The sequence below is a fragment of the Bradyrhizobium australiense genome (assembly GCF_013114825.1).
Taxonomy (GTDB): domain Bacteria; phylum Pseudomonadota; class Alphaproteobacteria; order Rhizobiales; family Xanthobacteraceae; genus Bradyrhizobium; species Bradyrhizobium australiense.
In genome coordinates this window covers 607,382-630,785 of record NZ_JAAVLX010000007.1, presented here as the reverse complement: position 1 = coordinate 630,785, position 23,404 = coordinate 607,382, and the positions used below count along the sequence as shown (strand labels likewise).

The following is a 23,404-nucleotide window of genomic DNA, read 5'->3' as shown; positions in this document are numbered from 1 at the left end:
CACAAGGGCGGGACTAAGCAGGATGGATTCGCTTCACCGCCAAACCCCACAGCCTTGTCAGAACCTCCCCTAAAAGACCCGACGCCAGCCGACGATGCCGAGCCAAAACCCCGGCGTGCCCGCAAGCCGGTCGGCTGGTCGATGATCGTGATCGGCGCGCTCGTCGCGATCTGCGCCGCGCTGGTGTGGCGGCGCGACGGCATCGACGGCGTGCTCAACATCCTCACGCACGACCTGTGGCTGTTCGGTGAAATCATCCCGCGCGTGCTGGCCGGCTGCCTGCTCGGCGCGTTCATCGCGGAAATCCTGCCGCACGAAAAAGTCTCGCGCTCGCTCGGCCCGAAATCAGGCCTGAAGGGACTTTTGATCGGAACGGCGTTCGGGGCGATCCTGCCCGGCGGTCCCTTCACCGCCTATCCAGTGGCGGCGGCATTGCTGACGGTCGGCGCCGATTTCGGCGCCACCATCGCCATGGTCGTGAGCTGGACCCTGATCGGCTACGGCCGCGCGGTCGCCTGGGAGCTGCCGATTCTCGGCACCGACTTCACGCTTTGGCGGATCGCGATCTCGCTGCCGATCCCGGTGCTGGCCGGCTGGCTTGGCCGCATCGTTTTCGTGCGGATCTATCCGAAGGGCGAGCCTTCGTGACGGCGTCTGCGCTGATCATCGACATCACCCTGTGGGGCTCGGTCGCCATTCTCGGCTTCATGGCCTGGCAGCGCGGGCGCGTCGTGCTGGTATCGTCGGTGCGCGAAGGCAGCATGGACTTTCTCAACATCGTACCGCGCATCGCGCTCGGCGTGGTCGGATCGGGCTACATCGCCGCCGTCATCCCGCCCGAAGTCATCACCGGCTGGCTCGGGCCTGACAGCGGCTGGCTCGGCGTGCTGACTGCCGTGATCGCCGGTGCGGCGACGCCCGGCGGCCCAGTGGTCGGTTTTTCGATCGGCGCGGTCGCATTGAAGGTCGGCGGCGGCACCCCGCAGGTGATCGCCTACGTCGTCGCCTGGGCGCTGTTCGCCTTTCAGCGCATGATTCTCTGGGAAATCCCGTTCATGCCGGCCCGCTTCGTCTGGTTTCGCGCCGCGGTATCGGTGCCATTTCCGTTTCTCGCGGCGGCGATTGCGATGGTGATCGGGAAGCCGTGAGGTCAGTTCGCCTGGGGCGCACGCCCGCCGGCGAACATCGTCTTCGCAACGATCCAGATCCCGAGCAGGGCGAGCCACGCCCCACACATCACCGTCAGCTGGTAAGGCAGAGCACCCGTCGCAGGCCAATCCCCAAATCCAGTAGGCTTGAGCTATTCCGGGCAGCAAGAACGTAAATACCAGCCCGGTGAAGCTCGCCGGGGCCGTTATAAGTGTGGCTAGGTGGATTACGACGCCGAGCCAGGCGAGCAGGATTTCGCAAAGTCCAGCGAGCGATTTCCAGTTCAGGCCCTGCAGAAGACTGGTGATGATGGTGTCAGCGCCGATGAAGACGATGAGCCCGGCGATGAACGGGGAGCTACGGTGGCAAGAAAGCCGTTCACCGGGAAGAGCATGAAATAGGCCGTAAAGCCATTGCGCAGGGAAGGCCGGATGTCTCCGCCCAACCTGTATGCTCGTGTGCATTTTCTTTGTCGCAGCGGCACACGAGACCGCGGGTGCGGCGTGCACCCGGTCCTCCCTGCGCCCTCAATGGGAGAGGGCAGGCAGTTCGAGAGCAAAGCTCGGGCACAGTGTGTCGCGAGAACGTCGCCTCACATTCAGTTGTCGTCACCCGCGAAGGCGGGTGCCCCAGTATTCCAGAGACGCCAGTGATTGAACCGATGAGCCGCGGTGTACTGGATGCCCAGCTTTCGCGGGGCATGACGGTCGGGGGCTTGGAGAATACCGACTCGCGCTCATGCGGACGCGTGGACTCCCGTTATGTTATATTATAACGTCGATCCATGTCTCACATCCATTCCCACGACCACGCCCATCACACCCACAGCCACGGCCCGGCAACCCCGCATCCGGCGCAGGCCGCGGCCTGGTCGATCCTGCGGATGACCGTATCAGCCCGCCTTGCCGCAGCGCTCGCGGTCTCAGCCGCTCTGTGGGCCGTTGTCCTGGTGGCGATGAGGTGAGCATGGCCGCGCAGATCAAATTCCGAAACGTCACGCTCGGCTACGACCGGCATCCGGCGGTGCATCACCTCAATGGCGAGGTCGCGCCAGGCGCGTTGGTGGCGGTGATCGGGCCGAACGGCGCCGGCAAGTCGACGCTGTTCCGGGGACTCGCCGGCATCCTCAAGCCGCTGTCCGGCGCGATCGATCTCGGCGGGCTCGATAGCAGGGACATCGCCTATCTGCCGCAGAGCGTCGACATCGACCGCAGCTTCCCGATCTCGGTGTTCGATTTCGTCGGCAGCGGCCTGTGGCGTTCGACGGGCCCGTTCGGCGGCATCGGCAAGGCCGCGCGCGACAAGATCCTGGCGGCGCTCGCCGCGGTCGGACTCAACGGTTTTGAAAACCGCGCGATCGGCACGCTGTCCGGCGGGCAGATGCAGCGCATGCTGTTTGCGCGGGTGCTGCTGCAGGATGCGCGGCTGATCGTCTTGGATGAGCCGTTCAACGCCATCGACGCCAAGACTTCGGCGGACCTGATCGCGCTGGTCAGGCGCTGGCATGGCGAGGGACGCACCGTGCTGGCGGCGCTGCACGATCTAGAGATGGTGCGAAACCATTTCCCCGAAACCCTGCTGCTGGCGCGCGGGCCGGTCGCGTGGGGGCCGACCGGCGACGTGCTGACACCGGAAAACCTGCTGGTGGCGATGAAGATGTGCGAAGCCTTTGACGACAGCGCCGCGGCTTGCGCCGCCGATAGGCCGCCGCGGGCTGCCTGATGATTTACGACGCGCTGATCGCGCCCTTCACCGAATTCGAATTCATGCGCCGCGCGCTCGCCGCCGTCATCGCGCTCGCCCTCGGCGCGGCGCCGATCGGCGTATTCCTGATGCTGCGGCGGATGAGCCTTGTCGGCGACGCGATGGCGCACGCGATCCTGCCGGGGGCTGCGATCGGCTTCCTGGTCTCGGGGCTCAATCTGTTTGCGATGACGACCGGCGGGTTAATCGCAGGCTTTACCGTCGCGCTGCTCGCGGGCCTCGTCGCGCGCAATACCGAGCTGAAGGAAGACGCTTCGCTTGCGACCTTCTATCTGGTGTCGCTGGCGGTCGGCGTCACCATCGTCTCGATCAAGGGCACCAATATCGACCTGCTGCACGTGCTGTTCGGCAACATCCTGGCAATGGACGACCAGACGCTGCTGGTGATCGCCTTCAATGCCACCGTCACACTGCTGGTGATGGCGGTGATCTACCGTCCGCTGGTGATCGAATGCGTCGATCCGGTGTTCCTGCGCACCGTCTCTCGCGCCGGCGCGCCCGCGCATCTGGCGTTCCTGGCGCTGGTCGTGATCAACCTCGTCAACGGCTTTCACGCGCTCGGCACGCTGCTCGGAGTCGGCTTGATGATCCTGCCCGCCGGCATCGCCCGGTTCTGGTCGCGGGATATCACCGGCATGATCTGCATCGCGGTCGCAAGCGCGATTGCCTCGGGCTATGCCGGGCTGGTGCTGTCGTTCCAGACCAAAATTCCCTCGGGCCCCGCGATCATCCTGATCGCGGCGGTGCTGTATGTCGCCTCGCTATTGTTCGGCCCTGTCAGCGGCCTGGTCCGGCAGATGTTTCCCGGCCGACACCTCGAGGCATAGTCATGATCCGGTATTGGCTTATCGCTCTCGCCATGCTCGCGGTCGTCAGCCCGGCCTGCGCCGCGGATCGCCTCAACGTCGTCGCCAGCTTCTCGATCCTCAGTGATTTCGTCCGCCAAGTCGGCGGCGATCACGTCGAGGTCACAACGCTGGTCGGGCCCGACGGCGATGCGCATGTTTATGTGCCGGCGCCCTCGGACGCCAAACGGGTTGCAGATGCAAAGCTTGTGTTCGTTAACGGTCTGGGATTCGAGGGCTGGTTGCCGCGGCTCGTCAAGTCCGCCGGCGGAAAGGCGACCGTCGTTACCACGACTACCGGCATTACGCCGCTCAAGCTCGGCTCGGAAGCCGATCCGCATGCCTGGCAATCCGTCGCCAATGCGAAAATCTATGTCACCAATATCCGCGATGCGCTGGTGGCAGCGGCTCCCGCTGACGCCGCAGCCTTCAAATCCAATGCGAACGCCTATCTGGCTGAGCTCGACGCACTGGACCGCGAAGTGCGCGAGGCGGTCGCCAGAATTCCGGAAGGCCGTCGCAAGGTGATCTCGACCCACGGCGCGTTCGGTTATTTCGCCGCCGCCTATGGCATCGAATTCATCGCACCAGTCGGCGTCTCGACCGAATCCGAGGCCAGTGCCCGCGATGTCGCCAAGATCATCACCCAGATCAGGGCGGCCAAAATACCGGCAGTCTTTCTCGAAAATATCAGCGATCCCCGGCTGATGGGCCGGATATCGGCCGAGACCGGCGCCAAGGTCGGCGGAACGCTCTATTCCGACAGTCTGACCGGCGAAAATGGCGATTCTCCCACTTACATTGCGATGGTCAGGCACAATATAAAGGCCCTGACCAGCGCGCTGAGCCCATAGGGCAGGGGCCTCCCTGCTGCCGGTGCGGCAGACCACAGCATGATCCGGAAAAGTGGATACCGGTTTTCCGATAAGATCATGCTGAACTAAAGTGATGTTCCGGAGCCATTATGTCTGAACTTTCGTCCCAAAAAATTCCAGTGACCGTGCTGACGGGCTATCTCGGCGCCGGCAAGACCACGCTGCTCAACCGCATCCTGTCGGAAAACCACGGCAAGAAATACGCCGTCATCGTCAACGAATTCGGCGAGATCGGCATCGACAACGACCTCATCATCGGCGCCGACGAGGAAGTGTTCGAGATGAACAATGGCTGCGTTTGCTGCACCGTGCGCGGCGACCTCGTCCGCATCATGGACGGCCTGATGAAGCGCAAGGGCAAGTTCGACGCCATCATCGTCGAGACCACGGGCCTTGCCGATCCGGCTCCGGTGGCGCAGACCTTCTTCGTCGACGAGGACGTGCAAAAGAACGCGCGACTCGATGCGGTCGTCACCGTCGCCGACGCGAAATGGCTGAGCGACCGGCTGAAGGACGCTCCCGAAGCCAAGAACCAGATCGCGTTTGCCGACGTCATCGTGCTCAACAAGACCGATCTCGTCTCCAAGCCGGAGCTCGCCGAAGTCGAGGCCCGAATTCGTGGCATCAACCCATATGCAAAGCTGCACCGCACCGAGCGATGCAAGGTGGCGCTTTCCGACGTGCTCGAACGCGGCGCGTTCGATCTCGATCGCATTCTGGAAATCGAGCCGGAATTCCTCGACGCCGGTGACGATCATCACCACCACGATCATGATCACGGCCATGACCATAACCATAACCATAAGCATAATCACCACGATCACAGTCATAGCCATGGCGGATTGAAGCACTATCACGACGAGGACATGCAATCGCTGTCGCTGCGGTCGGACAAGCCGCTCGATCCCACAAAATTCATGCCGTGGCTGCAAAACCTCGTCGCTACCGAGGGCCAAAAAATCCTGCGCTCGAAGGGCATCCTCTCCTTCACCGATGACGATGATCGTTACGTGTTCCAGGGCGTGCACATGATGCTGGAAGGCGATCATCAGCGGCAATGGAAGGAAGGCGAGCCGCGCGAAAGCCGCGTCGTCTTCATCGGCCGCGAATTGCCTGAGCAGGCAATCCGCGAGGGTTTTGAAAGCTGCATTGCGGCCTGAGACGGAAACCATGTCCTCCGATCAGCTGACCATTGCATCTCTGACCGATCGCGTGAAACCCGTCGCGGTGGGCGCACAGGTCTCCGCCGTGCATTTTCTCGGCGAGCGCGCCGCCTTCGTCTGTGCCGAGGAAAAGGTCGCCATGGCCGATGCAGCCGGCGAAGTCTCCCGTGTAGACGTGCATGGTGGCGCCATCCTCTGTACGGCGTCGGATGGCAAGCGCGTCGTCACCGGAGGCGACGACGGCAAGCTCGTTTCATTGAACGCAAAGGGCGAGACGTCGGTGCTCGCGACCGATGCAAAGCGGCGCTGGATCGATAATGTCGCGCTGCATCCCGATGGCGCGTTTGCCTGGTCGGCAGGCAAGACAGCATTCGTCCGCAGCGGCAAGGGCGAGGAGAAGACTTTTGACGCGCCGTCTACCGTCGGCGGCCTGGCGTTTGCGCCAAAAGGCCTGCGCGTGGCAGTTGCCCACTACAACGGTGTGACGCTGTGGTTTCCCAACATGGCGGCGAAGCCGGAATTTTTGGAATGGGCCGGCTCGCATCTCGCCGTCACCTTCAGTCCCGACAACAAATTCCTAGTCACCGCCATGCACGAGCCGGCGCTGCACGGCTGGCGGCTTGCCGATAACAGGCACATGCGGATGAGCGGCTATCCGGGCCGTGTGCGCTCGATGTCGTGGAGCGCGGGCGGCAAGGGGCTCGCCACGTCGGGCGCCGACACCGTAATCATCTGGCCGTTCAACAGCAAGGATGGTCCGATGGGCAAGGAGCCGGCGATGCTGGCGCCGCTGCAGGCGCGCGTCTCCATTGTCGCCTGTCATCCGAAGCAGGACATCATGGCCGCGGGCTATAGCGACGGCACGGTGCTGATCGTGCGGCTCGAGGATGGCGCGGAAATTCTGGTGCGCCGCAATGGCAGCGAGCCGATCTCGGCGCTGGCCTGGAACGCGAAGGGCACGCTGCTGGCGTTCGGCACCGAGGATGGCGACGCCGGGATGCTGGAATTCTAGGCGTCTCGGACAGATTACGCAGCAGGTTCCCCGCGGAACCATGCGCCTTGCCGGCCGTTGAACCCACGAACCATTTCGTGGGTCGAACAAATGCCTGCCGATCACCGCCAACGCGAATACCGAACGGATATGCTGCTCGCCTCCATGCTGATCGCGGCCGGGCTGGTCATTTCGGCGCTGTCGCTGACCGAGATTATGGCTGGCGATACCCAACGAATCGCACAGGCGACGCCGCCAACACAATCGACGCCGGGTGCGGAAACGAAGCCGGCCGGACCGCCCTCCGAACCGCCTACGACTGGTCAAAGGCCATCGGACGTTCCGCCGCAGCCGGCCCGTCCCGACCCGGATGCGCAGAAGTCAGGCGCTCAGCCCGCGCTGCCGCCGGCGCCGGCGGAGAAGGTTGCGCCGCCAATCCGCGAGAAATGATCCCACTTCCGTCGCAAATTGTGCAATCGCAAAATTGGCGGGCTGGCGAGACCTGATGGCGCGCGTCTGACGCACCATTGTGCAGTCATGTGACCCCCATCCGCTCGTATCAATTCGGATGAGAGGGCGCAGGCATTGCCTTCGAACGCCTTGTGTTGATCCCCAACAAGCGGTTAGGCTTGCTGCAAAACAGCCGGCAGGTCGAGTAACAGCCGGCAGCTCAGGGAGTGACGCATGCGTGAGCTAACGCCGGAAACGATCACGGACGCCGTGCTCGACCAGATGGCGACGACGCCGGACCCTCGCCTGAAGGAGATCATGGCGTCGGCGGTAAAACACCTCCATGCCTTCGCCCGCGAGGTCAACCTGACGCCGGCGGAATGGATCAAGGGCATCGAATTCATGACTGCCGCCGGCAAGATGTGCTCGCCGGAACGGCAGGAATTCATCCTGCTCTCGGATACGCTCGGCCTCTCGGCGCTCGTCAACGGACTGCACGACGCGACCGCGCTCGAGGAAGCCACCCACACCAGCCTGCTCGGCCCGTTCTACCGCGAGGCCACGCCGACGCTTTCAGCCGGCAGTTCGATCGCCAAAAACCCGAAGCCGGGCAGCGAGTGCGTGCTGTATGGCCGCGTTACCGATGCCGGCGGCAAGCCGGTCGCCAACGCCACCGTCTCGATCTGGCAAACCGGAGCCGACGGCCTCTACGACATCCAGTCCAGCGCGACTTCGGTCGACTACCGCGGTGTGTTCGCCACCGATGCCGATGGCCTCTATGTACTCCGCACCGTAAAGCCGCTCGGCTACTCGATCCCGATGGATGGACCCGTTGGCGCCATGGTGAAAGCGCAGGCGCGGCACGGCATGCGGCCGGCGCATATTCACTTCCTGGTTGGGGCTGCGGGCTATCGTGAGCTGGTGACCGCGCTCTATCTGCGCGACGATCCCCATCTGGCTGATGATGTCGTGTTCGGCTCGTCGGGCGATCTCGCCGTCGATGTGGTGGCCAACGATCCGGACTGCCCGATCAAGGGCATGCCGAGCATCCGCTTCGACATGCGGCTGTCGCGCGAAAGCGCCGCCGACAAGACCAGCGGGCGCGTCGGCGCCGATCCATCGGCAATCATGAAACAGGCCAAAAGCGAACCTGCCCCGGCGGGCGCCGGCGGCTAACCCGAGCCTGACACGATGCACTTCACCGCAGCCGGGCGAAGATCCGGCGGACGCAGAACGACAATGGCACAAGGGGGAATCGATGGAACGCAGAACATTCCTGGGCGGCGCAATGGCCGTCGCGGTGGTTGGGCACGGTTCGCGCGCGCTGGCGCAGCAGCCGCCGATCAAGATTGGCATGTCGATGCCGCAGACCGGCGGACTCGCTGGCGGCGGCAAGGCTTCGCTGCTCGGCATCGAGATCTGGCGCGACGACGTCAATGCCAAGGGTGGGCTACTCGGCCGCAAGGTCGAACTGGTCGTCTATGACGACAAGTCGAGCGCCTCGGAGACGCCCGCGATCTACGCCAAGCTGGTCGACGTCGATAAGGTCGATCTCCTGTTCGCGCCCTACGCGACGGTGCCGACCGCGCCGATCATGCCGTTCGTCAAGCAGCGCGGCCTCTTGCTGATGGGCAATTTCTCATTCCAGGTGAACAGCAAGGTCGGTCACGACATGTGGTTCAACAACGCGCCATGGGGACCGGCCGACAGTTGGGCTGCCTCGTTCCTCGACCTGGCGCAGAAGGCCGGCGGCAAGAACATGGCGCTGCTGACCGCGGATCAGGAATTCGCGCAGAATTTGGCGGTGACCGCGCGGGACGTTGCCAAGAAGCGCAACATTCCGATCGTTTTCGACCAGGTCTACCCGCCGAATACGGTCGAATTTTCGTCCATCATCCGCGCGCTGAAAGCGGCCAAGCCCGACATCGTTTATGTCGCATCCTATCCGCCGGACTCGGCCGGCATCCTGCGTGCCGTGAACGAGATCGGGATCGGCGATAGCGTCAAGATTTTCGGTGGCGGCATGGTCGGCCTGCAATTTGCTGCCGTCATGTCGAACCTCGGCTCGCTGCTCAACGGCGTCGTGAACTACAATACCTGGCTGCCGGAAAAGAGCATGTATTTCGACGGCACCAAGGAATTTTTCGACAAGTACACCAAGCGCGCCGTCGAGGCCAAGGTTGATCCGCTCGGCTATTATCTGGCGCCGTTCGGCTATGCGATGGGCCAGATGATCGAGGCGGCGGTGGCTGCGACCAAGTCGCTCGACCAGAAGGGCATCGCGAAATACCTGCGCGAGAACGAGCACAAGACCATCGTCGGGCCGATCGCGTTTTCGGCGGATGGCGAGCGCAAGGAAACGGCAACCCTGCAGGCCCAGTTCCGCGGTGTGAAGGATAAGGACATCGAGCAGTTCCGCTCCTCCGGCAAGCAGGTGATTCTATTCCCGGATAAATTGAAAACCGGAGAGCTCATCAGTCCCTTCGAGGCTGCCCGAAACTAGGCCTCGTGGCTTTTCCGGCTCAGGGCCAAGGGGGAACCTGAATTGTTTTCGATGGACCTGCTGCTCGGCGCAGTGGTGCTTGGGGTGCTGCTCGGCTGCTTCTATGCGGCCGTCAGCGTCGGATTGTCTGTCTCGTTCGGACTGCTCGACGTTCCCCACGTCGCGCATCCGGCATTCCTGGTGCTCGCCTCCTACGGCGTGTTCCAGCTCAACGAGAGCTACGATATCGATCCGCTGCTGGCGGGCCTCATTATCACTCCGCTGTTTTTCGTGTTCGGTCTGCTCGCCTACCGCGTCTATCACGAAACCTTCGAGCGGCGTGGCAGCGACGCCGCCGTCCGCGGGATCGCCTTCTTCTTCGGCATCGCCTTCATCATTGAGGTGCTGATCATCCTGCAATTCGGCGTCGACCAGCGCTCGGTTTCCGCGACCTATATCGGCAAGGCGTGGCGGTTCGGCGAGTTTCGGATACCGATCCGGCAACTGGTGGCGTTCGCAGTGGCGCTGGCGCTGACGGTGCTGCTTGCGGTCTACCTGTCGAAAACCTTCATGGGCCGCGCGATCCGCGCGGTGGCGCAGGATGAGGAGGCGCTGCGGCTGATGGGCGCCAATCCGGTCCGCATCAAGCAATTTGCCTTCGGCATCGCCACTGCCGTGCTCGGCATCGCCGGCGCGCTATTGATCATCGTAGCCCCGGTCGAGCCGACACTGGACCGCGCCTATATCGGGCGGACATTCTGCGTTGTTGTCATGGCCGGGCTCGGCAGCATCAGCGGTACGCTGATCGCCGCCATCATCCTCGGCGTCGCCGAATCCATCGTGCTGACGTTGTTCGGTGCCTCCTGGGCGCCGGCGATCTCGTTCGCGATGCTGCTCGGCGTGCTTGCCGTCCGGCCGCAGGGTCTGCTCGGCCGATGAACAAGCGCAGCCACAGCATCGCATTCTGGGCCGCCGTCGCCGTCTTCCTCGTCGCCGTGCTGACGATGACGCAAATCGTCCGCAACGAATATCCGTTTTTTGCCGGCTACGTGATCCTGCAGTTCATCGCGCTCGCCGTTGCCTGGAGCATCCTCGGCGGCTATGCCGGTTACGTCAATTTCGGCACCAATGCCTTTTTCGGCGTCGGCGTCTACACGGCGGTCGCCCTGTTCAAGGCGACAGGCGCGCCGCTCGTGGTGCAGATCGCAGCCGCCGCCGTCGTCGGCATGACGCTCGGCTTTGGCGTGGGTCTCCTGACCTTGCGGATGCGCGGCATCTTTTTCTCGATCGCGACGATCGCGCTTGCGATCATCATCGAGACCTTTGTGATGAACTGGCGGTTCGTCGGCGGCGCGGCCGGCATCCAGATCCAGCGGCCGCCGGTGATGGCGCCGTTCGACAGCTACGTGAAGATGCTGTTCTTCGTACAGGCCATGCTGGCGGTCATCGCCGTTGCGACCGCACGCTACATCCAGAATTCCCGGATCGGCCGCGGCCTGCAGGCGCTCCGGGACGACGAACTCGCGGCTGAATGCACGGGCGTGCCGACGCTGAAGCTGAAACTGATCGCCTGCATGATCTCAGGCGCGCTGATTTCCGCGGCCGGCGCGCCCGCCGCCATGTATCTCCAATATGCCGATCCCTCCTCGGCCTTCAACCTGAGCTACTCGGTCTCGGCGTTGGCCATGGCGCTGATCGGCGGCACCGCGCACTGGATCGGCCCGGTGCTCGGCGCCATCCTGCTCGGCTCGACGCAGCAGCTTCTTGCCGTGACCATCTCCTCGGAGGTCAACGTGCTGGTGCTCGGCATCATGCTGGTGCTGTTCGTAGTCGGCGCGCCCAAAGGCATCATCGGCCTATTGCGGCCACGCTATCGTCTGCGCGCGGGAGGCAAGCAATGACGACGTTGGCCGCAGCCGATGCACCCCTGCTGCAGGTAGGGACTTTGACAAAGACCTTCGGCGGCTTCACCGCACTCGACAATATCAGTGTCGAGATCAGGAAGGGCGAACGCTTCGGCCTGATCGGCCCGAACGGCTCGGGCAAGACCACGCTGATCAACTGTATCTCCGGCGCGTTGAAGCCGCAGGTGGGCAGCGTGGTGTTCTGCGGCGAGAACATCACGCAATTGCCGCCCCACTTGCGCGCGCGCCGTGGCATCGCCCGCAGCTTCCAGATTCCGCGGCCGTTCAGGAGCATGACCGTGCTGGAGAACCTTATGGTCGGGCTCGACTTTGCCGCCGCCGGTTCAGCCGCGGCGGAGGAAGAAATCGCGATGTCGATCCTGACGCGGATGGGGCTCGCCGCGAAGGCCGCAGCCCCGAGCGATACGTTGAGCCAGGTCGAACTGCGCAAGATGGAGCTTGCCCGCGCCATGGCGGTGCGTCCGAAGCTTCTGATTTCGGACGAGGCGATGGCCGGGCTGTCGTCTTCCGAAGTCGACGAGGTGCTGGATCTCCTGATCAGCCTTGGCGAGGAAGACATCACCATCATCATGATCGAGCATATCATGCAGGCGGTGATGCGCTTTTCGGAACGGGTGATGTGCCTCGACGCCGGAAAGATCATCGCGCTCGGCGCGCCTAGCGAGGTGATGGCCAACAAGCGGGTGCAGGAGGCCTATCTTGGCACTTAGCCTTGCCATCGAGGGCCTCGATGCCGGCTACGGCGCCGTCAAGGCGCTGCGCGGCGTCACGCTGCATGTCGAGGCCGGTGAGACCGTGGCCTTGCTCGGCACCAATGGCAACGGCAAGAGCACGCTGATGAAGTGCGTCATGGGCCTGGTTCGCCCAGACAGCGGCCGGCTTGCGCTTTCGATCGACGGCGTGTCGCATGATCTGACAAAACTCTCGCCCGAGGCGATCGTCGATCTCGGCGTCGCGCTGGTGCCGGAGGGGCGGCGGCTGTTTCCCAAGCTGACGGTGACGGAAAACCTGATGCTCGGCGCGTTCAGGAAAATGGCCCGCAGCGCCATCCAGCAGAATCTCGCGCTCGTCTTCGACACGTTTCCGGTGCTGAAGGAGCGGCGCGGCCAACTCGCCGGCACCATGTCCGGCGGACAGCAGCAGATGCTCGCAATCGCCCGCGCGCTGATGTCGTCGCCACGGCTATTGCTGATCGACGAGCCTTCCGTGGGGCTGTCGCCGCTATTGGTATCGCAGACCATTTCCAAGATCGGCGAACTCAAACAGCGCGTGGGGTTGACCGTGTTGATGGCGGAGCAAAACTTCAACCAGGCGATCAGGATCGCCGACCGCGGCTACATCATCGTTCACGGCGAGATCGCGGTGGCTGCAAGGTCGGTCGACGAGTTGAAGGCCAACGACATCGTCAAGCGGCTCTATCTCGGTGGGGTCGCCTGACGGCGCCGCACCGTAGACGTGCGACTATTGTGCGCCCCTGAGCGTGCAGGCGGTCGAGCAGGTCGTCATGACCCCGCGCTCGCAGGTGATGCACACCGCGACGCACTGCTTCATGTCCTTGGGATTGTACTGGCTGTAGAGCTTGCGCACGCAATTGTCGATCGAGCCCGTCACGTCAGCATTGCTGCTGCTCTCGGGCGTGCACGACGCCAGTGCCGCTGCCGACAGCACGATGGCAATGATGCTGCGCATGTTGCTCGCTCCACCGAGGGAGCCGTCGCTCAAAAAGCTTGGCGACGGCCCAGGGCCCTCGCAGAAAATCACCCCTCAGGATGGCGCGATTGCATTAATCGACTGTTACGAGGGACCGGGTTCTCCTGCGTAGTTCTACGCCGTTCGCGGCCGTGGGGAGAATGTTGTGCGCTGCAGCGGAGGAGCTGCAGCGCCTGTGTTATGCCGTTACCGCACCAGCACGTTCCTGAACTGCCAGGGATCCGAGGTGTCGATGTCTTCCGGGAACAGGCCAGGCCGGTCCGACAGCGGCGTCCAGTCGGTGTAAAAGCCCTTCACAGGGCCGAGATAGGGCATCTGGATTTCCAGGCAGCGGCGGAAGTCCATCTCGTCGGCCTCGACGATGCCGGCATCGGGGTTTTCCAGCGCCCACACCATGCCGGCCAGCACGGCCGAGGACACCTGCATGCCGGTGGCGTTCTGGTAGGGCGCGATGCGACGGGTTTCCTCGATCGAGAGCTGCGAGCCGTACCAATAGGCGTTCTTGCCGTGCCCATAGAGCAGCACGCCGAGTTCGTCGATGCCGTCCTCGATCTCGTTCTCGTCGAGGATGTGCCACGAGGGCTGCATCTGGCCGGTGGCGCCGAACATCTCGTGCAGCGACAGCACGGCGTCATTAGCCGGATGGTAGGCGTAATGGCAGGTCGGGCGGTACACCACCTTCGCCCCGTCGCGGACCGTAAAATAGTCCGCGATCGAGATCGACTCGTTGTGGGTGACGAGGAAGCCGTATTGCGCGCCGGGCGTCGGGCACCAGGAGCGCACGCGGGTGTTGGCGCCGGGCTGCAGGAGATAGATCGCGGCGCCACAGCCCTCGGTATGCTCGCGGCCGTTCTCCGGCATCCATTTCTCGTGCGTGCCCCAGCCGAGCTCGGCCGGCTGCATGCCTTCGGAGACGAAACCTTCGACCGACCAGGTGTTGACGAATTTGTTCATCGGCTTTGGCTTCTTGGAGCGCTGGGTGTCGCGCTCGGCGATGTGGATGCCCTTGACGCCGAGTTTCTGCGCGAGCTGGCCCCAGCCTTCCCTGCTCTTCGGCTCGTTGAGCTCAACGCCGGTGTCGCGGGCAATGTCGAGCAGCGCCTGCTTGACGAACCACGACACCATGCCGGGATTGGCGCCGCAGGTGGAGACCGCGGTGGTGCCGCCGGGGCTCTTGTGCTTGGCCGCCAGCAACGTCTCGCGCAGCGCATAGTTGGAGCGCTTCTCCGGGCCGATCGCCTTGTCGAAATAGAAGCCGTGCCACGGCTCCACGACGGTATCGATGTAGAGCGCGCCGATCTCGCGGCACAGCGTCATGATGTCGACGGACGAGGTGTCGACCGAGAGGTTGACGCAAAAGCCCTGGCCGCCGCCGGCGGTCAGGAGCGGTACCAGCACCTCGCGGTAATTGTCGCGGGTCACCGCCTGCTTGATGAAACGCACGCCGTGCTGTTTGGCCAGCTCGCCGTCCTCATGCGGATCGATGATGACGAAGCGCGATTTGTCATAGTCGAAATGACGCTCGATCAAAGGCAGCGTGCCTTTGCCGATCGAGCCGAAGCCGATCATGACAATGGGGCCGGAAATTTTGGCGTGGATCTGCGAGGGCGGGCTCATAGGTACGTCTCCGGAAAAGTACGATCTGTGTTGAAGGGGAAATCAGGCGGTCCGGCGCTTCGCGGTCACTTCGATCTCGATCTTCATCTCCGGCTTGTAGAGCCCGGCGACGACGAGAAGGGTTGTGGCCGGGCGGATCTCGCCGAAGACTTCGCCGCAGACCGCAAAGAAAGCGTCGGCATCGGCGATGTCGGTGATGTAGTAGGTGGCGCGGACGATGTCGGCCATCGCAAACCCACCGTCCTTCAGCGCAGCTTCGATGTTCCCAAAGCAGTTGCGAGCCTGGCTCGTGATATCGGCCGGAATGACCATGGTCGTGTAGTCGTAGCCGGTGGTGCCGGCGACGAAGGCGAAATCGCCGTCGATGACGGCGCGGCTGTAGCCGGCGGTCTTCTCGAACGGCGAGCCGGTGGATATCAGGCGGCGGGGCATCGGAACCTCGATCTTGGGAACGATCCTGGGGAATGATCCGGCGGCGGGATGGGCGCGGTTTAAGGGCTTTTCCCCGGCGCACGCAACCCCTGGCGGCGTCACCGGGAATGCCGGGTGATGTCGGGGGCAGGCGTCGTGGGTCCGCCCCAGCGGCGCACGAAGATGTCCCGGACGATCATGACCGAAATCATGATCAACAACACCGTCGTGATGGCACTGCGCAGGCGCGGACGCGCATCTCGGGGGAGGATCGCCGGCATGGTCTTCAGGCCACCCGCGGCACGAGCGCCGTCTTCCTGGCCCGCCCTGCCTTTGTTTTCGGCAATTTCGCGCCGGTTGGAACGATCATCCCCCAGGCGCCGTCGAGCGCGCCGTCACAAAACTCCAGGCCGAGCAGCCGGTCGCGCTCGAAGGCGCCCGGCAGCGACAGCTCGCCGGTCTTCGCGGCCGAGAAGCCGAAGCGGGCGTAGTACGGCGCGTCGCCGAGCAGGATTACCGCGCGATGGCCACGCGCCTTCGCCGCCGCGAGCGCGTGGTCCATCAGCGCAGCCCCGACCCCGAGCTGACGGGAGGAAACCTCCACCGCCAGCGGGCCGAGCATGAGCGCCGGGATACCCCCGGCGCTGACGTGCCACAACCGCACGGTCCCGACCAGGCGGCCCTGCGCCACCGCCGACAGGCTGAGGCCTTCGGCAGGCGCGCGTCCGTCGCGCAGGCGCTGGCAGGTGCGGGCATGGCGGTTGCCGCCAAAGCAGGCATCCAGCAGCGCCTCGCGCGCAACGAGGTCCGAGGCCCTCTCGCTGCGGATCGCGAACGGAGCGGCATCGGGGGTGAGGGCAACGGTGGTCTTCCGCAAAGCAGCCATGGCACGTCAGTCCCCGCTCGCCACGGCAGGGGAGCCGCGCGACGCGTTGTGTTCGAATTCGCTTGTGCAGGGGAGGGAGCCGGCGGACCGGCTCCCGGTTCTCTTGCTCCTCTCCCGCAAGCGGGAGAGGTAAGAAGGCTCAGATGTGGTAGGTCCTGAGCGGCGGGATGCCGTTGAACGCGACCGACGAGTAGGTCGACGTGTACGCCCCGGTGCCTTCGATCAGCAGCTTGTCACCGATCTCGAGCGTCACCGGGAGCGGGTACGGCAGCTTCTCGTACAGCACGTCGGCGCTGTCGCAAGTAGGCCCTGCGAGCACGCACGGCGTCATCTCCGCGCCGTCATGCGGCGTGCGGATGGCGTAACGGATCGACTCGTCCATCGTCTCGGCGAGACCGCCGAACTTGCCGATGTCGAGATACACCCAGCGTACCTCGTCCTCGTCGCTCTTCCTGGAGATCAGGACGACTTCGGTCTCGATGATGCCGGCGTTGCCGACCATGCCGCGGCCCGGCTCGATGATGGTCTCCGGGATCTGGTTGCCGAAGTGCTTGCGCAGCGCACGGAAGATCGACCGGCCGTACTGCACGACCGGAGGAACATCCTTCAGGTACTTGGTCGGGAAGCCGCCGCCCATGTTGACCATGGACAGGTTGATCCCGCGCTCGGCGCAGTCCCGGAACACTGTCGAGGCCATCGCCAGCGCGCGGTCCCACGCCTTCACCTTGCGCTGCTGCGAACCGACATGGAACGAGATGCCGACCGGCTCCAGGCCCACGCGCTTGGCGAGGTCGAGCACCTCGACGGCCATCTCCGGGTCGCAGCCGAACTTGCGCGACAGCGGCCACTCGGCGCCGGCGCAGTCATAGAGGATGCGGCAGAACACCTTGGCGCCGGGCGCGGCACGGGCGATCTTCTCGACCTCGGCGGCGCAGTCGACCGCGAACAGGCGAATGCCGAGCGCAAAGGCGCGCGCAATATCGCGCTCCTTCTTGATCGTATTGCCATAGGAGATGCGATCCGGCGTCGCACCCGCAGCCAGCGCCATTTCGATTTCGGCGACGGTCGCGGTGTCGAAGCAGGAGCCCATGGAGGCGAGCAGCGACAGCACTTCAGGCGCTGGATTGGCCTTCACCGCGTAGAACACACGGCTGTCCGGCAGCGCCTTGGCAAAGGTCTGGTAATTGTCGCGCACGACTTCGAGGTCGACGACGAGGCACGGCTCGGTGTCCTGGCCCTCGCTGCGGCGGTTACGCAGGAATTCCTGAATACGTTCGGTCATAGCACCCTCCAAACGGCCCAGCGACGGGTCCCGTTCAAATTTGATCTCGGACGTGAGTGCTTTGGCGTTGCCGCACGATGGAGACGCGACGAAGCCTCGAACTCAAGAACCGAATTGTGCTGCCGTGGATTGGTTGGGAATTTTCCCGCCCGCACACCTGGCAATGAAGGACAAGCCTTTTCAGTAGCCCGCGCCGGCGGTGGAATGCCGGTAGAGACCAAAAAAGCCCGATCCGTCGTTGCTTTAAGTCGCGTCCCCCGTTGAGAGCGGGGTGCACCGGTTCGCCTCCGGCTGCCAGTCACGGTTGCAAAGGAGGAAGGGACCTTCAACGGCATCTCTTGAGAGAGATGCTGGCCACTCGAACAGGAGCGACCCTCGGTTCTTCATCCCTTGGCGGCTGTCCGGCCTCTTGTCCGGATACCTACCGACTGACACACGACCACAGGCACGTGCGAAATTGGGCAAGGCTGGAAATAAGACTTTTGATTCTGCTTCGCAAGAAATTTTTTAGGCTGGGGACAAATTTCCCCGACGTGTGCTTACGAAAGCGTTCGAAGCGCGCACGGCTCACGACAAACATGAATGGACGTTAAGATTTCTTGGGCGGCGTTGAACGCTTCAGCACCTGTGCCGCAGCGCTTTATTGAACGCGCGTCACGCGCGCTTGAAGAACGGCTCGATGCGTTGCGCGGCGCGGATGAACGCCACCATGATCAGCACGCCGACGCCGAACAGCACCGCCTGGAGGATGTGCGCGCTGGTGTCGTTGAGGCCGAACAGGATTGCGAGTGCCCAGCCGCCGGCAAACGCCGCGCCGAACACTTCAGCGCCGATCAGGATCGCCGCCGAGATGACGGTGATGACGCTCGGCCATACGATCCTGCGGGAGGAGGTGGAGGCGGGCTGTGGGCTCATGGAAAAGGTCCTTTTCAAGGGGCGCAATCTCTCCGAAAAGGCCCTCTCTATCAAGCGCAAAAGGCCCAAAAATGCCGCATCGCGTGCTATAGATTGCCGCATCTTCTGGAGCGTTTTCGAGCGAAACCGGTACCGGTTTCCGCCCAAGAAAACGAGGCAAAAACGGGAATTGTGATGTCGGAAACCCTGCAGACGGCGGCCCCTTCGGAAGCTGGCGAGAACCCGCTGCTCCGGCCGTGGCAGACGCCGTTCGAGACGCCGCCGTTCAGCGAGATCCAGCCGGAACATTTCCTGCCGGCCTTCGAACAGGCCTTTGCCGACCATGCCGCCGAGATCGCGGCGATTACCCATGATCCCTCAGTGCCGGACTTCGCCAACACCATCACAGCGCTGGAGCGCTCGGGCAAGCTGCTCGCGAAGGTCTCTGCCGTGTTCTACGACCTGGTCTCGGCGCACTCCAATCCCGCGATCCTGGAGATCGACAAGGAGGTCTCCTTGCGGATGGCGCGGCACTGGAACCCGATCATGATGAACGCGGTGCTGTTCGGCCGCATCGCGCTGCTGCACGAGAACCGCGCCACGCTCGGCCTGACGTCTGAACAGATGCGGCTGCTGGAGCGCACCTACACCAACTTCTACCGCGCCGGCGCCGGCCTCGACGAGGTCGCCAAGAAGCGCCGAGCTGAGATCAACGAGCGGCTGGCGCAGCTCGGCACCTCGTTCAGCCATCATCTGCTCGGCGACGAGCAGGACTGGTTCATGGAGCTCGGCGAGGACGACCGTGCCGGCCTCCCCGAGGCCTTCGTCGCTGCGGCCAAGGCGGCGGCCGAAGAGCGGGGCATGGCAGGAAAGGCGATCGTGACGCTGTCGCGCTCCTCGGTCGAGCCGTTCCTGAAAAGCTCCTCCCGCCGCGACTTGCGCGAGAAGGTCTTCAAGGCCTTCACCGCGCGCGGCGACAATGGCAATGCCAACGACAACAACGCCACCATTGTCGAGATCCTCGCGCTCCGCGAGGAGGCCGCGAAGATCATGGGCTTTCCGACCTATGCCGCCTACCGGCTGGAGGATTCCATGGCCAAGACGCCGGAGGCGGTGCGCGGGCTCCTGGAGCGGGTCTGGAAGCCGGCCCGGGAGCGGGCGCTCGCCGACCGCGACGCCCTGCAGGCGCTCATCGCGGAGGAAGGCGGCAATTTCAGCCTCGCCCCTTGGGACTGGCGCTACTACGCCGAAAAGCTGCGGCAGCGGAAAGCCGATTTCGATGACGCGGCGATAAAGCCCTATCTGGTGCTCGACCACATGATCGAGGCCGCCTTTGACTGCGCCACCCGCCTGTTCGGGATCACCTTCTCGGAGCGCAAGGACATCCCGGTCTGGCATCCGGACGTCCGGGTCTGGGAGGTCAAGGACTCCGCCGGCAAGCACAAGGCGCTGTTCTACGGCGATTACTTCGCCCGGCCCTCAAAGCGCTCCGGCGCCTGGATGACCTCGCTACGCGACCAGCAGAAGCTCGACGTCGAGGTCGCCCCGCTGATCATCAATGTCTGCAACTTCGCCAAGGGCGCAGACGGCCAGCCGTCGCTGCTGTCGCCGGATGACGCGCGCACCCTTTTCCACGAGTTCGGCCACGGCCTGCACGGCATGCTGTCCAATGTCACCTATCCCTCGCTGTCGGGCACATCCGTGTTCACCGATTTCGTCGAGCTGCCCTCGCAGCTCTACGAGCACTGGCAGGAGCAGCCGCAGGTGCTCCGGCAGTTTGCCAAGCACTATCAGACCGGCGAGCCGCTGCCGGACGACCTGCTGCAGCGCTTCCTCGCCGCGCGAAAATTCAACCAGGGCTTTGCCACCGTTGAATTCGTCTCCTCGGCGCTGATCGATCTGGAATTCCATACCCAGCCGGCCACCGCCAGCCGCGACGTCGCGGCGTTCGAAAAGACGGAGCTGGAGAAGATCGGCATGCCGGCGGAAATCGCGCTACGGCACCGGCCCACGCAATTCGGCCATATCTTCTCCGGCGATCATTATGCGGCCGGTTATTACAGCTACATGTGGTCGGAGGTGATGGATGCGGATGCCTTCGGCGCGTTCGAGGAGGCCGGCGACATCTTCGATCCCGCGGTGGCAAAACGCCTGCACGACGACATCTATTCGTCGGGCGGCTCGCGCGACCCCGAGGACGCCTATGTCGCATTCCGCGGCCGCGAGCCGGAGGCGGATGCGCTATTACGCCGGCGCGGCCTGCTCGAAGCAACGCCGGCGGCCTGATTAGCCGGCGCCAAGTGTCGTCCCTGCGAACGCAGGGACCCATAACCCCGGTGTTCGTTGTGAAGGAAAAGTCTTTGCCACACTGCCTAAAGGAGAAGACACGGCGCATGGGTCCCCGCGTTCGCGGGGACGACGTGTTGCGTGTACTGTTCGGATTGTTGGGCTTGATCGTCGCGTTGCTGTTCGGCACGGCGGCGGCCGAGGCCCATCCGCATGTCTGGATCACCGCAAAGAGCGAGGTGGTCTACGCGGCCGACGGCTCAATGACGGGGGTACGCCACGCCTGGACGTTCGACGATATGTTCTCGACCTACGCGCTGCAGGGCATCGCGACCAAGACCAAGGGCGTCTACACCCGCGAGGAACTGGCGCCGCTGGCTCAGACCAATGTCGAATCGCTGAAGGAGTTCGCCTACTTCACCTTTGCCAAGAGCGACGGCAAGAAGGCGAAATTCAACGAGCCGATCGATTATTACCTTGAATACAAGGATAGTGCGCTGACACTGCATTTCGTGCTGCCGCTGAAGACACCGGCGACGTCGAAGCAATTGGCGCTGGAAGTATTCGATCCCTCTTACTTCATCGACTTCAAATTCGACGACAAGGACCCGATCAAGCTGATCGGTGCGCCTGCCGCCTGCCAGACGCAATTCCAGCGGCCGAACGACGAGACCGCCAACACCCAGCGCCTGAACGAGCAGAATTTCATGAACGGCGACAATTCCAATTATGGCGCGATGTTCGCCAACAAGATCACGGTGAACTGCCCGTGAGGCGGCCGCTCTGCACAAGCCTCGCGCGAGGTATCACAATGACGGCCGCGGCGATCGCGGCCGTTGTGATTTTCGATGCCGCCTTGCACGTGGTGATGGCGCAAAATCCGTTCGGCGGTCCACGTCCCGCGGCCGAGCCGCAGGTCGGCGGGGTGATCGGATGGATTTTGGCCAGGCAGTCTGAATTTTACCGCGAAATGTCGGCAACCATTCGCGCAGCGAAATCGGACGGCAGCGCAGTCTGGACGCTGCTTGGGATCTCGTTTGCGTATGGCATCTTCCACGCCGCCGGTCCCGGCCACGGCAAGGCGGTGATTTCGTCCTATCTGGTCGCTAACGAGGAGACCGCGCGGCGCGGCATGGTGCTGTCGTTCGCCTCGGCGCTGCTGCAGGCGCTGGTCGCGGTTGCGATCGTGGCCGTCTTCGCCTGGTTGCTCTCCTCCACCGCCAAGACGATGTGCTCGGCGGAAAAGGCAATCGAGGTCGTCAGCTATGCCCTGATCGCGGCCTTTGGCGCCCGGCTGGTCTGGACCAAGGGTGGCGGTTTTATGCGCGCGCTGCAGGCGAAGCCGGCGCTGGTGATGGCAGCGGCCACAGCCCACCATCAGCACGATCATGATGATGGCCACGGGCATCACCATCATCACGACCATGGCTCTCATCACGACCATCGATATGACCATGATCACGGCCATGCCCATGTGCATGACGAGCATTGCGGACATTCGCACGGGCCGACGCCGGACCAGCTCGCCGGTCCGGGCGGCTGGCGGCGCGGTTTGGGTACGATCTTCGCCGTCGGCATGCGGCCCTGCTCGGGCGCCATCCTGGTGCTGGTATTCTCGCTGGCGCAGGGCCTGTTCCTGGCCGGCATCGCCGCGACCTTCGTGATGGGCCTCGGAACCGCCATCACTGTCGCAACCATCGCCATCATCGCCGTATCGGCGAAAGGCTTGGCAAAACGGCTGAGCGCCGGGCGCGAAGGCGGCGGCACGCTGATCATGCGCGGCATCGAGTTCGGCGCCGCCGGCCTGGTGCTCTTGTTCGGCTTGGGCCTGTTGTTCGGCTATCTCGCCGCCGAACGCGCGACGTGCTTGTGATCGCAGTAGCCCGGGTGAAGCGGAGCGTAACCCGGGATGGTCGATCCACGGCCCCCGGATTGCGCTAGGCTCCATCCAGGCTACAGAAAATCGGACACGCATAGCCGGGGAATCCCATGTCACGCGAGCAATTCTGGTTCTTTCACCCGTTCCGGGTGCGCTACTCCGAAATCGACGGCCAGGGCGTTGTCTTCAACGCGCACTACCTGACCTATTTCGACACTACTATCACCGAATATTTTCGCGCGCTCGGCTATGACCAGTACGCCGACGCCAAAAAGAGCGGCGTCGATTTCCACGTCGTCAAATCCGTCATCGAATACAAGGCGGCGGTCCGATTCGACTGGGAATTGGACGTCGGCGCGCGGGTGGCGCGGATCGGCAATTCGAGCCTGACCTTCGAACTTGCGATCTTCCTCAAAGGCGGCAATGAGGCGCTCGTGACCGGCGAGATCGTCTGGGTCAACACCGATCAGCAAACCCATCGCCCGGTCGCGATATCGAAGGCCATCCGCGACCTGATCGCGACGCGGGAGAAGCATCTGGCTGCTTGAGATCTTCGTCCGCTCGCGAGGATCTCATAGGGTGGGCAAAGGCGCAATAGCGCCGTGCCCACCATTTATCACCGCGCTGCTTGATGGTGGGCGCGCTGTCGCTTTGCCCAACCTACGAACTGCGACCTATTTGCGGCGCGCGCAAGTGCACTCATGCAGCGGCCTGCGACAAGATAACGCGACGGGCAAATCAATTCTGATTTTCAGAAATCGTGTCAAGCCCGGAAATCAAAAATTTTTCGCTTAA

The 23,404-nt window shown here is 63.6% G+C and carries 27 protein-coding genes; 20 read left to right on the top strand and 7 right to left on the bottom strand.

The window, feature by feature from the left end; genetic code table 11:
• The first annotated feature begins 54 nt into the window (after window positions 1-54).
• The 16 genes from HCN58_RS23610 (at window position 55) to HCN58_RS23535 (ending at window position 13,081) form a co-directional block, all read left to right on the top strand.
• On the top strand, window positions 55-648 hold the full coding sequence (locus HCN58_RS23610) for a permease (protein ID WP_171581756.1): 594 nt from the start codon (window positions 55-57) through the stop codon (window positions 646-648).
• 59 nt (window positions 649-707) lie between these two features.
• Window positions 708-1,148 carry a hypothetical protein gene (locus HCN58_RS23605; RefSeq protein ID WP_171581859.1) on the top strand — a complete coding sequence of 147 codons (441 nt, stop codon included), beginning with the start codon at window positions 708-710 and terminating at the stop codon, window positions 1,146-1,148.
• Window positions 1,149-1,370: 222 nt separating this feature from the next.
• Window positions 1,371-1,550 (top strand): hypothetical protein, encoded by a 180-nt coding sequence (locus HCN58_RS23600; RefSeq protein ID WP_171581755.1) that lies wholly within the window; start codon window positions 1,371-1,373, stop codon window positions 1,548-1,550.
• Window positions 1,551-1,933: 383 nt separating this feature from the next.
• Window positions 1,934-2,113, top strand: coding sequence for a hypothetical protein (locus HCN58_RS23595; protein ID WP_171581754.1), 180 nt, complete (start codon window positions 1,934-1,936; stop codon window positions 2,111-2,113).
• A gap of 2 nt (window positions 2,114-2,115) precedes the next feature.
• Window positions 2,116-2,871: a metal ABC transporter ATP-binding protein gene (locus tag HCN58_RS23590; RefSeq protein ID WP_171581753.1), complete on the top strand. Its 756-nt coding sequence runs from the start codon at window positions 2,116-2,118 to the stop codon at window positions 2,869-2,871.
• Window positions 2,871-3,740, top strand: a complete 870-nt coding sequence (locus HCN58_RS23585; protein ID WP_171581752.1) for a metal ABC transporter permease — start codon at window positions 2,871-2,873, stop codon at window positions 3,738-3,740. The genes HCN58_RS23590 and HCN58_RS23585 overlap by 1 nt, the downstream gene beginning before the upstream one ends.
• Before the next feature lie 2 nt (window positions 3,741-3,742).
• Window positions 3,743-4,612, top strand: coding sequence for a metal ABC transporter solute-binding protein, Zn/Mn family (locus HCN58_RS23580; RefSeq protein WP_171581751.1), 870 nt, complete (start codon window positions 3,743-3,745; stop codon window positions 4,610-4,612).
• Window positions 4,613-4,722: 110 nt separating this feature from the next.
• Window positions 4,723-5,793 carry a CobW family GTP-binding protein gene (locus tag HCN58_RS23575; protein WP_171581750.1) on the top strand — a complete coding sequence of 357 codons (1,071 nt, stop codon included), beginning with the start codon at window positions 4,723-4,725 and terminating at the stop codon, window positions 5,791-5,793.
• Window positions 5,794-5,803: 10 nt separating this feature from the next.
• A complete protein-coding gene (locus tag HCN58_RS23570) occupies window positions 5,804-6,808 on the top strand; it encodes a WD40 repeat domain-containing protein (protein ID WP_171581749.1) in 1,005 nt (334 codons plus the stop codon).
• Between the two features lie 90 nt (window positions 6,809-6,898).
• Window positions 6,899-7,237, top strand: a complete 339-nt coding sequence (locus tag HCN58_RS23565; protein WP_171581748.1) for a hypothetical protein — start codon at window positions 6,899-6,901, stop codon at window positions 7,235-7,237.
• Window positions 7,238-7,471: 234 nt separating this feature from the next.
• Complete coding sequence (locus tag HCN58_RS23560) at window positions 7,472-8,413, top strand: dioxygenase family protein (protein WP_171581747.1); 942 nt, start codon at window positions 7,472-7,474, stop codon at window positions 8,411-8,413.
• A gap of 82 nt (window positions 8,414-8,495) precedes the next feature.
• Complete coding sequence (locus HCN58_RS23555; protein ID WP_171581746.1) at window positions 8,496-9,740, top strand: amino acid ABC transporter substrate-binding protein; 1,245 nt, start codon at window positions 8,496-8,498, stop codon at window positions 9,738-9,740.
• Between the two features lie 51 nt (window positions 9,741-9,791).
• Window positions 9,792-10,658 (top strand): branched-chain amino acid ABC transporter permease, encoded by an 867-nt coding sequence (locus HCN58_RS23550; RefSeq protein ID WP_235983835.1) that lies wholly within the window; start codon window positions 9,792-9,794, stop codon window positions 10,656-10,658.
• Complete coding sequence (locus tag HCN58_RS23545) at window positions 10,655-11,620, top strand: branched-chain amino acid ABC transporter permease (RefSeq protein ID WP_171581744.1); 966 nt, start codon at window positions 10,655-10,657, stop codon at window positions 11,618-11,620. Before HCN58_RS23550 ends, HCN58_RS23545 begins: the two co-directional genes overlap by 4 nt.
• Window positions 11,617-12,354 (top strand): ABC transporter ATP-binding protein, encoded by a 738-nt coding sequence (locus HCN58_RS23540; protein ID WP_171581743.1) that lies wholly within the window; start codon window positions 11,617-11,619, stop codon window positions 12,352-12,354. The genes HCN58_RS23545 and HCN58_RS23540 overlap by 4 nt, the downstream gene beginning before the upstream one ends.
• The gene (locus HCN58_RS23535; RefSeq protein WP_171581742.1) at window positions 12,344-13,081 is read left to right on the top strand and encodes an ABC transporter ATP-binding protein; all 738 of its coding nucleotides are present in this window, start codon (window positions 12,344-12,346) and stop codon (window positions 13,079-13,081) included. Before HCN58_RS23540 ends, HCN58_RS23535 begins: the two co-directional genes overlap by 11 nt.
• Window positions 13,082-13,105: 24 nt before the next feature.
• Here HCN58_RS23535 and HCN58_RS23530 read toward each other — a convergent pair whose 3' ends face one another.
• The 7 genes from HCN58_RS23530 to HCN58_RS23500 form a co-directional block, all read right to left on the bottom strand.
• Entirely contained in the window at window positions 13,106-13,333 is a 228-nt protein-coding gene (locus HCN58_RS23530; RefSeq protein ID WP_171581217.1) for a hypothetical protein, read from the bottom strand.
• A 207-nt stretch (window positions 13,334-13,540) separates the two neighbouring features.
• On the bottom strand, window positions 13,541-14,971 hold the full coding sequence (locus tag HCN58_RS23525; protein ID WP_171581741.1) for a homospermidine synthase: 1,431 nt from the start codon (window positions 14,969-14,971) through the stop codon (window positions 13,541-13,543).
• 42 nt (window positions 14,972-15,013) lie between these two features.
• Window positions 15,014-15,403, bottom strand: coding sequence for a RidA family protein (locus HCN58_RS23520; RefSeq protein ID WP_171581740.1), 390 nt, complete (start codon window positions 15,401-15,403; stop codon window positions 15,014-15,016).
• Window positions 15,404-15,501: 98 nt separating this feature from the next.
• On the bottom strand, window positions 15,502-15,663 hold the full coding sequence (locus HCN58_RS23515) for a hypothetical protein (protein WP_171581739.1): 162 nt from the start codon (window positions 15,661-15,663) through the stop codon (window positions 15,502-15,504).
• Between the two features lie 5 nt (window positions 15,664-15,668).
• Window positions 15,669-16,268: a GNAT family N-acetyltransferase gene (locus tag HCN58_RS23510; protein ID WP_171581738.1), complete on the bottom strand. Its 600-nt coding sequence runs from the start codon at window positions 16,266-16,268 to the stop codon at window positions 15,669-15,671.
• Between the two features lie 139 nt (window positions 16,269-16,407).
• Window positions 16,408-17,550 (bottom strand): type III PLP-dependent enzyme, encoded by a 1,143-nt coding sequence (locus HCN58_RS23505; protein ID WP_171581737.1) that lies wholly within the window; start codon window positions 17,548-17,550, stop codon window positions 16,408-16,410.
• Between the two features lie 654 nt (window positions 17,551-18,204).
• Window positions 18,205-18,465, bottom strand: coding sequence for a hypothetical protein (locus HCN58_RS23500; RefSeq protein WP_171581736.1), 261 nt, complete (start codon window positions 18,463-18,465; stop codon window positions 18,205-18,207).
• Between the two features lie 174 nt (window positions 18,466-18,639).
• Between HCN58_RS23500 and HCN58_RS23495 the strand changes: the two genes are divergently transcribed.
• The 4 genes from HCN58_RS23495 (at window position 18,640) to HCN58_RS23480 (ending at window position 23,157) form a co-directional block, all read left to right on the top strand.
• The gene (locus HCN58_RS23495) at window positions 18,640-20,730 is read left to right on the top strand and encodes a M3 family metallopeptidase (protein ID WP_171581735.1); all 2,091 of its coding nucleotides are present in this window, start codon (window positions 18,640-18,642) and stop codon (window positions 20,728-20,730) included.
• Window positions 20,731-20,837: 107 nt separating this feature from the next.
• The gene (locus HCN58_RS23490; protein WP_171581734.1) at window positions 20,838-21,503 is read left to right on the top strand and encodes a DUF1007 family protein; all 666 of its coding nucleotides are present in this window, start codon (window positions 20,838-20,840) and stop codon (window positions 21,501-21,503) included.
• A 38-nt stretch (window positions 21,504-21,541) separates the two neighbouring features.
• The gene (locus HCN58_RS23485; RefSeq protein WP_171581733.1) at window positions 21,542-22,603 is read left to right on the top strand and encodes a nickel/cobalt transporter; all 1,062 of its coding nucleotides are present in this window, start codon (window positions 21,542-21,544) and stop codon (window positions 22,601-22,603) included.
• 116 nt (window positions 22,604-22,719) lie between these two features.
• Window positions 22,720-23,157, top strand: a complete 438-nt coding sequence (locus HCN58_RS23480; protein ID WP_171581732.1) for an acyl-CoA thioesterase — start codon at window positions 22,720-22,722, stop codon at window positions 23,155-23,157.
• Window positions 23,158-23,404 lie beyond the last annotated feature (247 nt).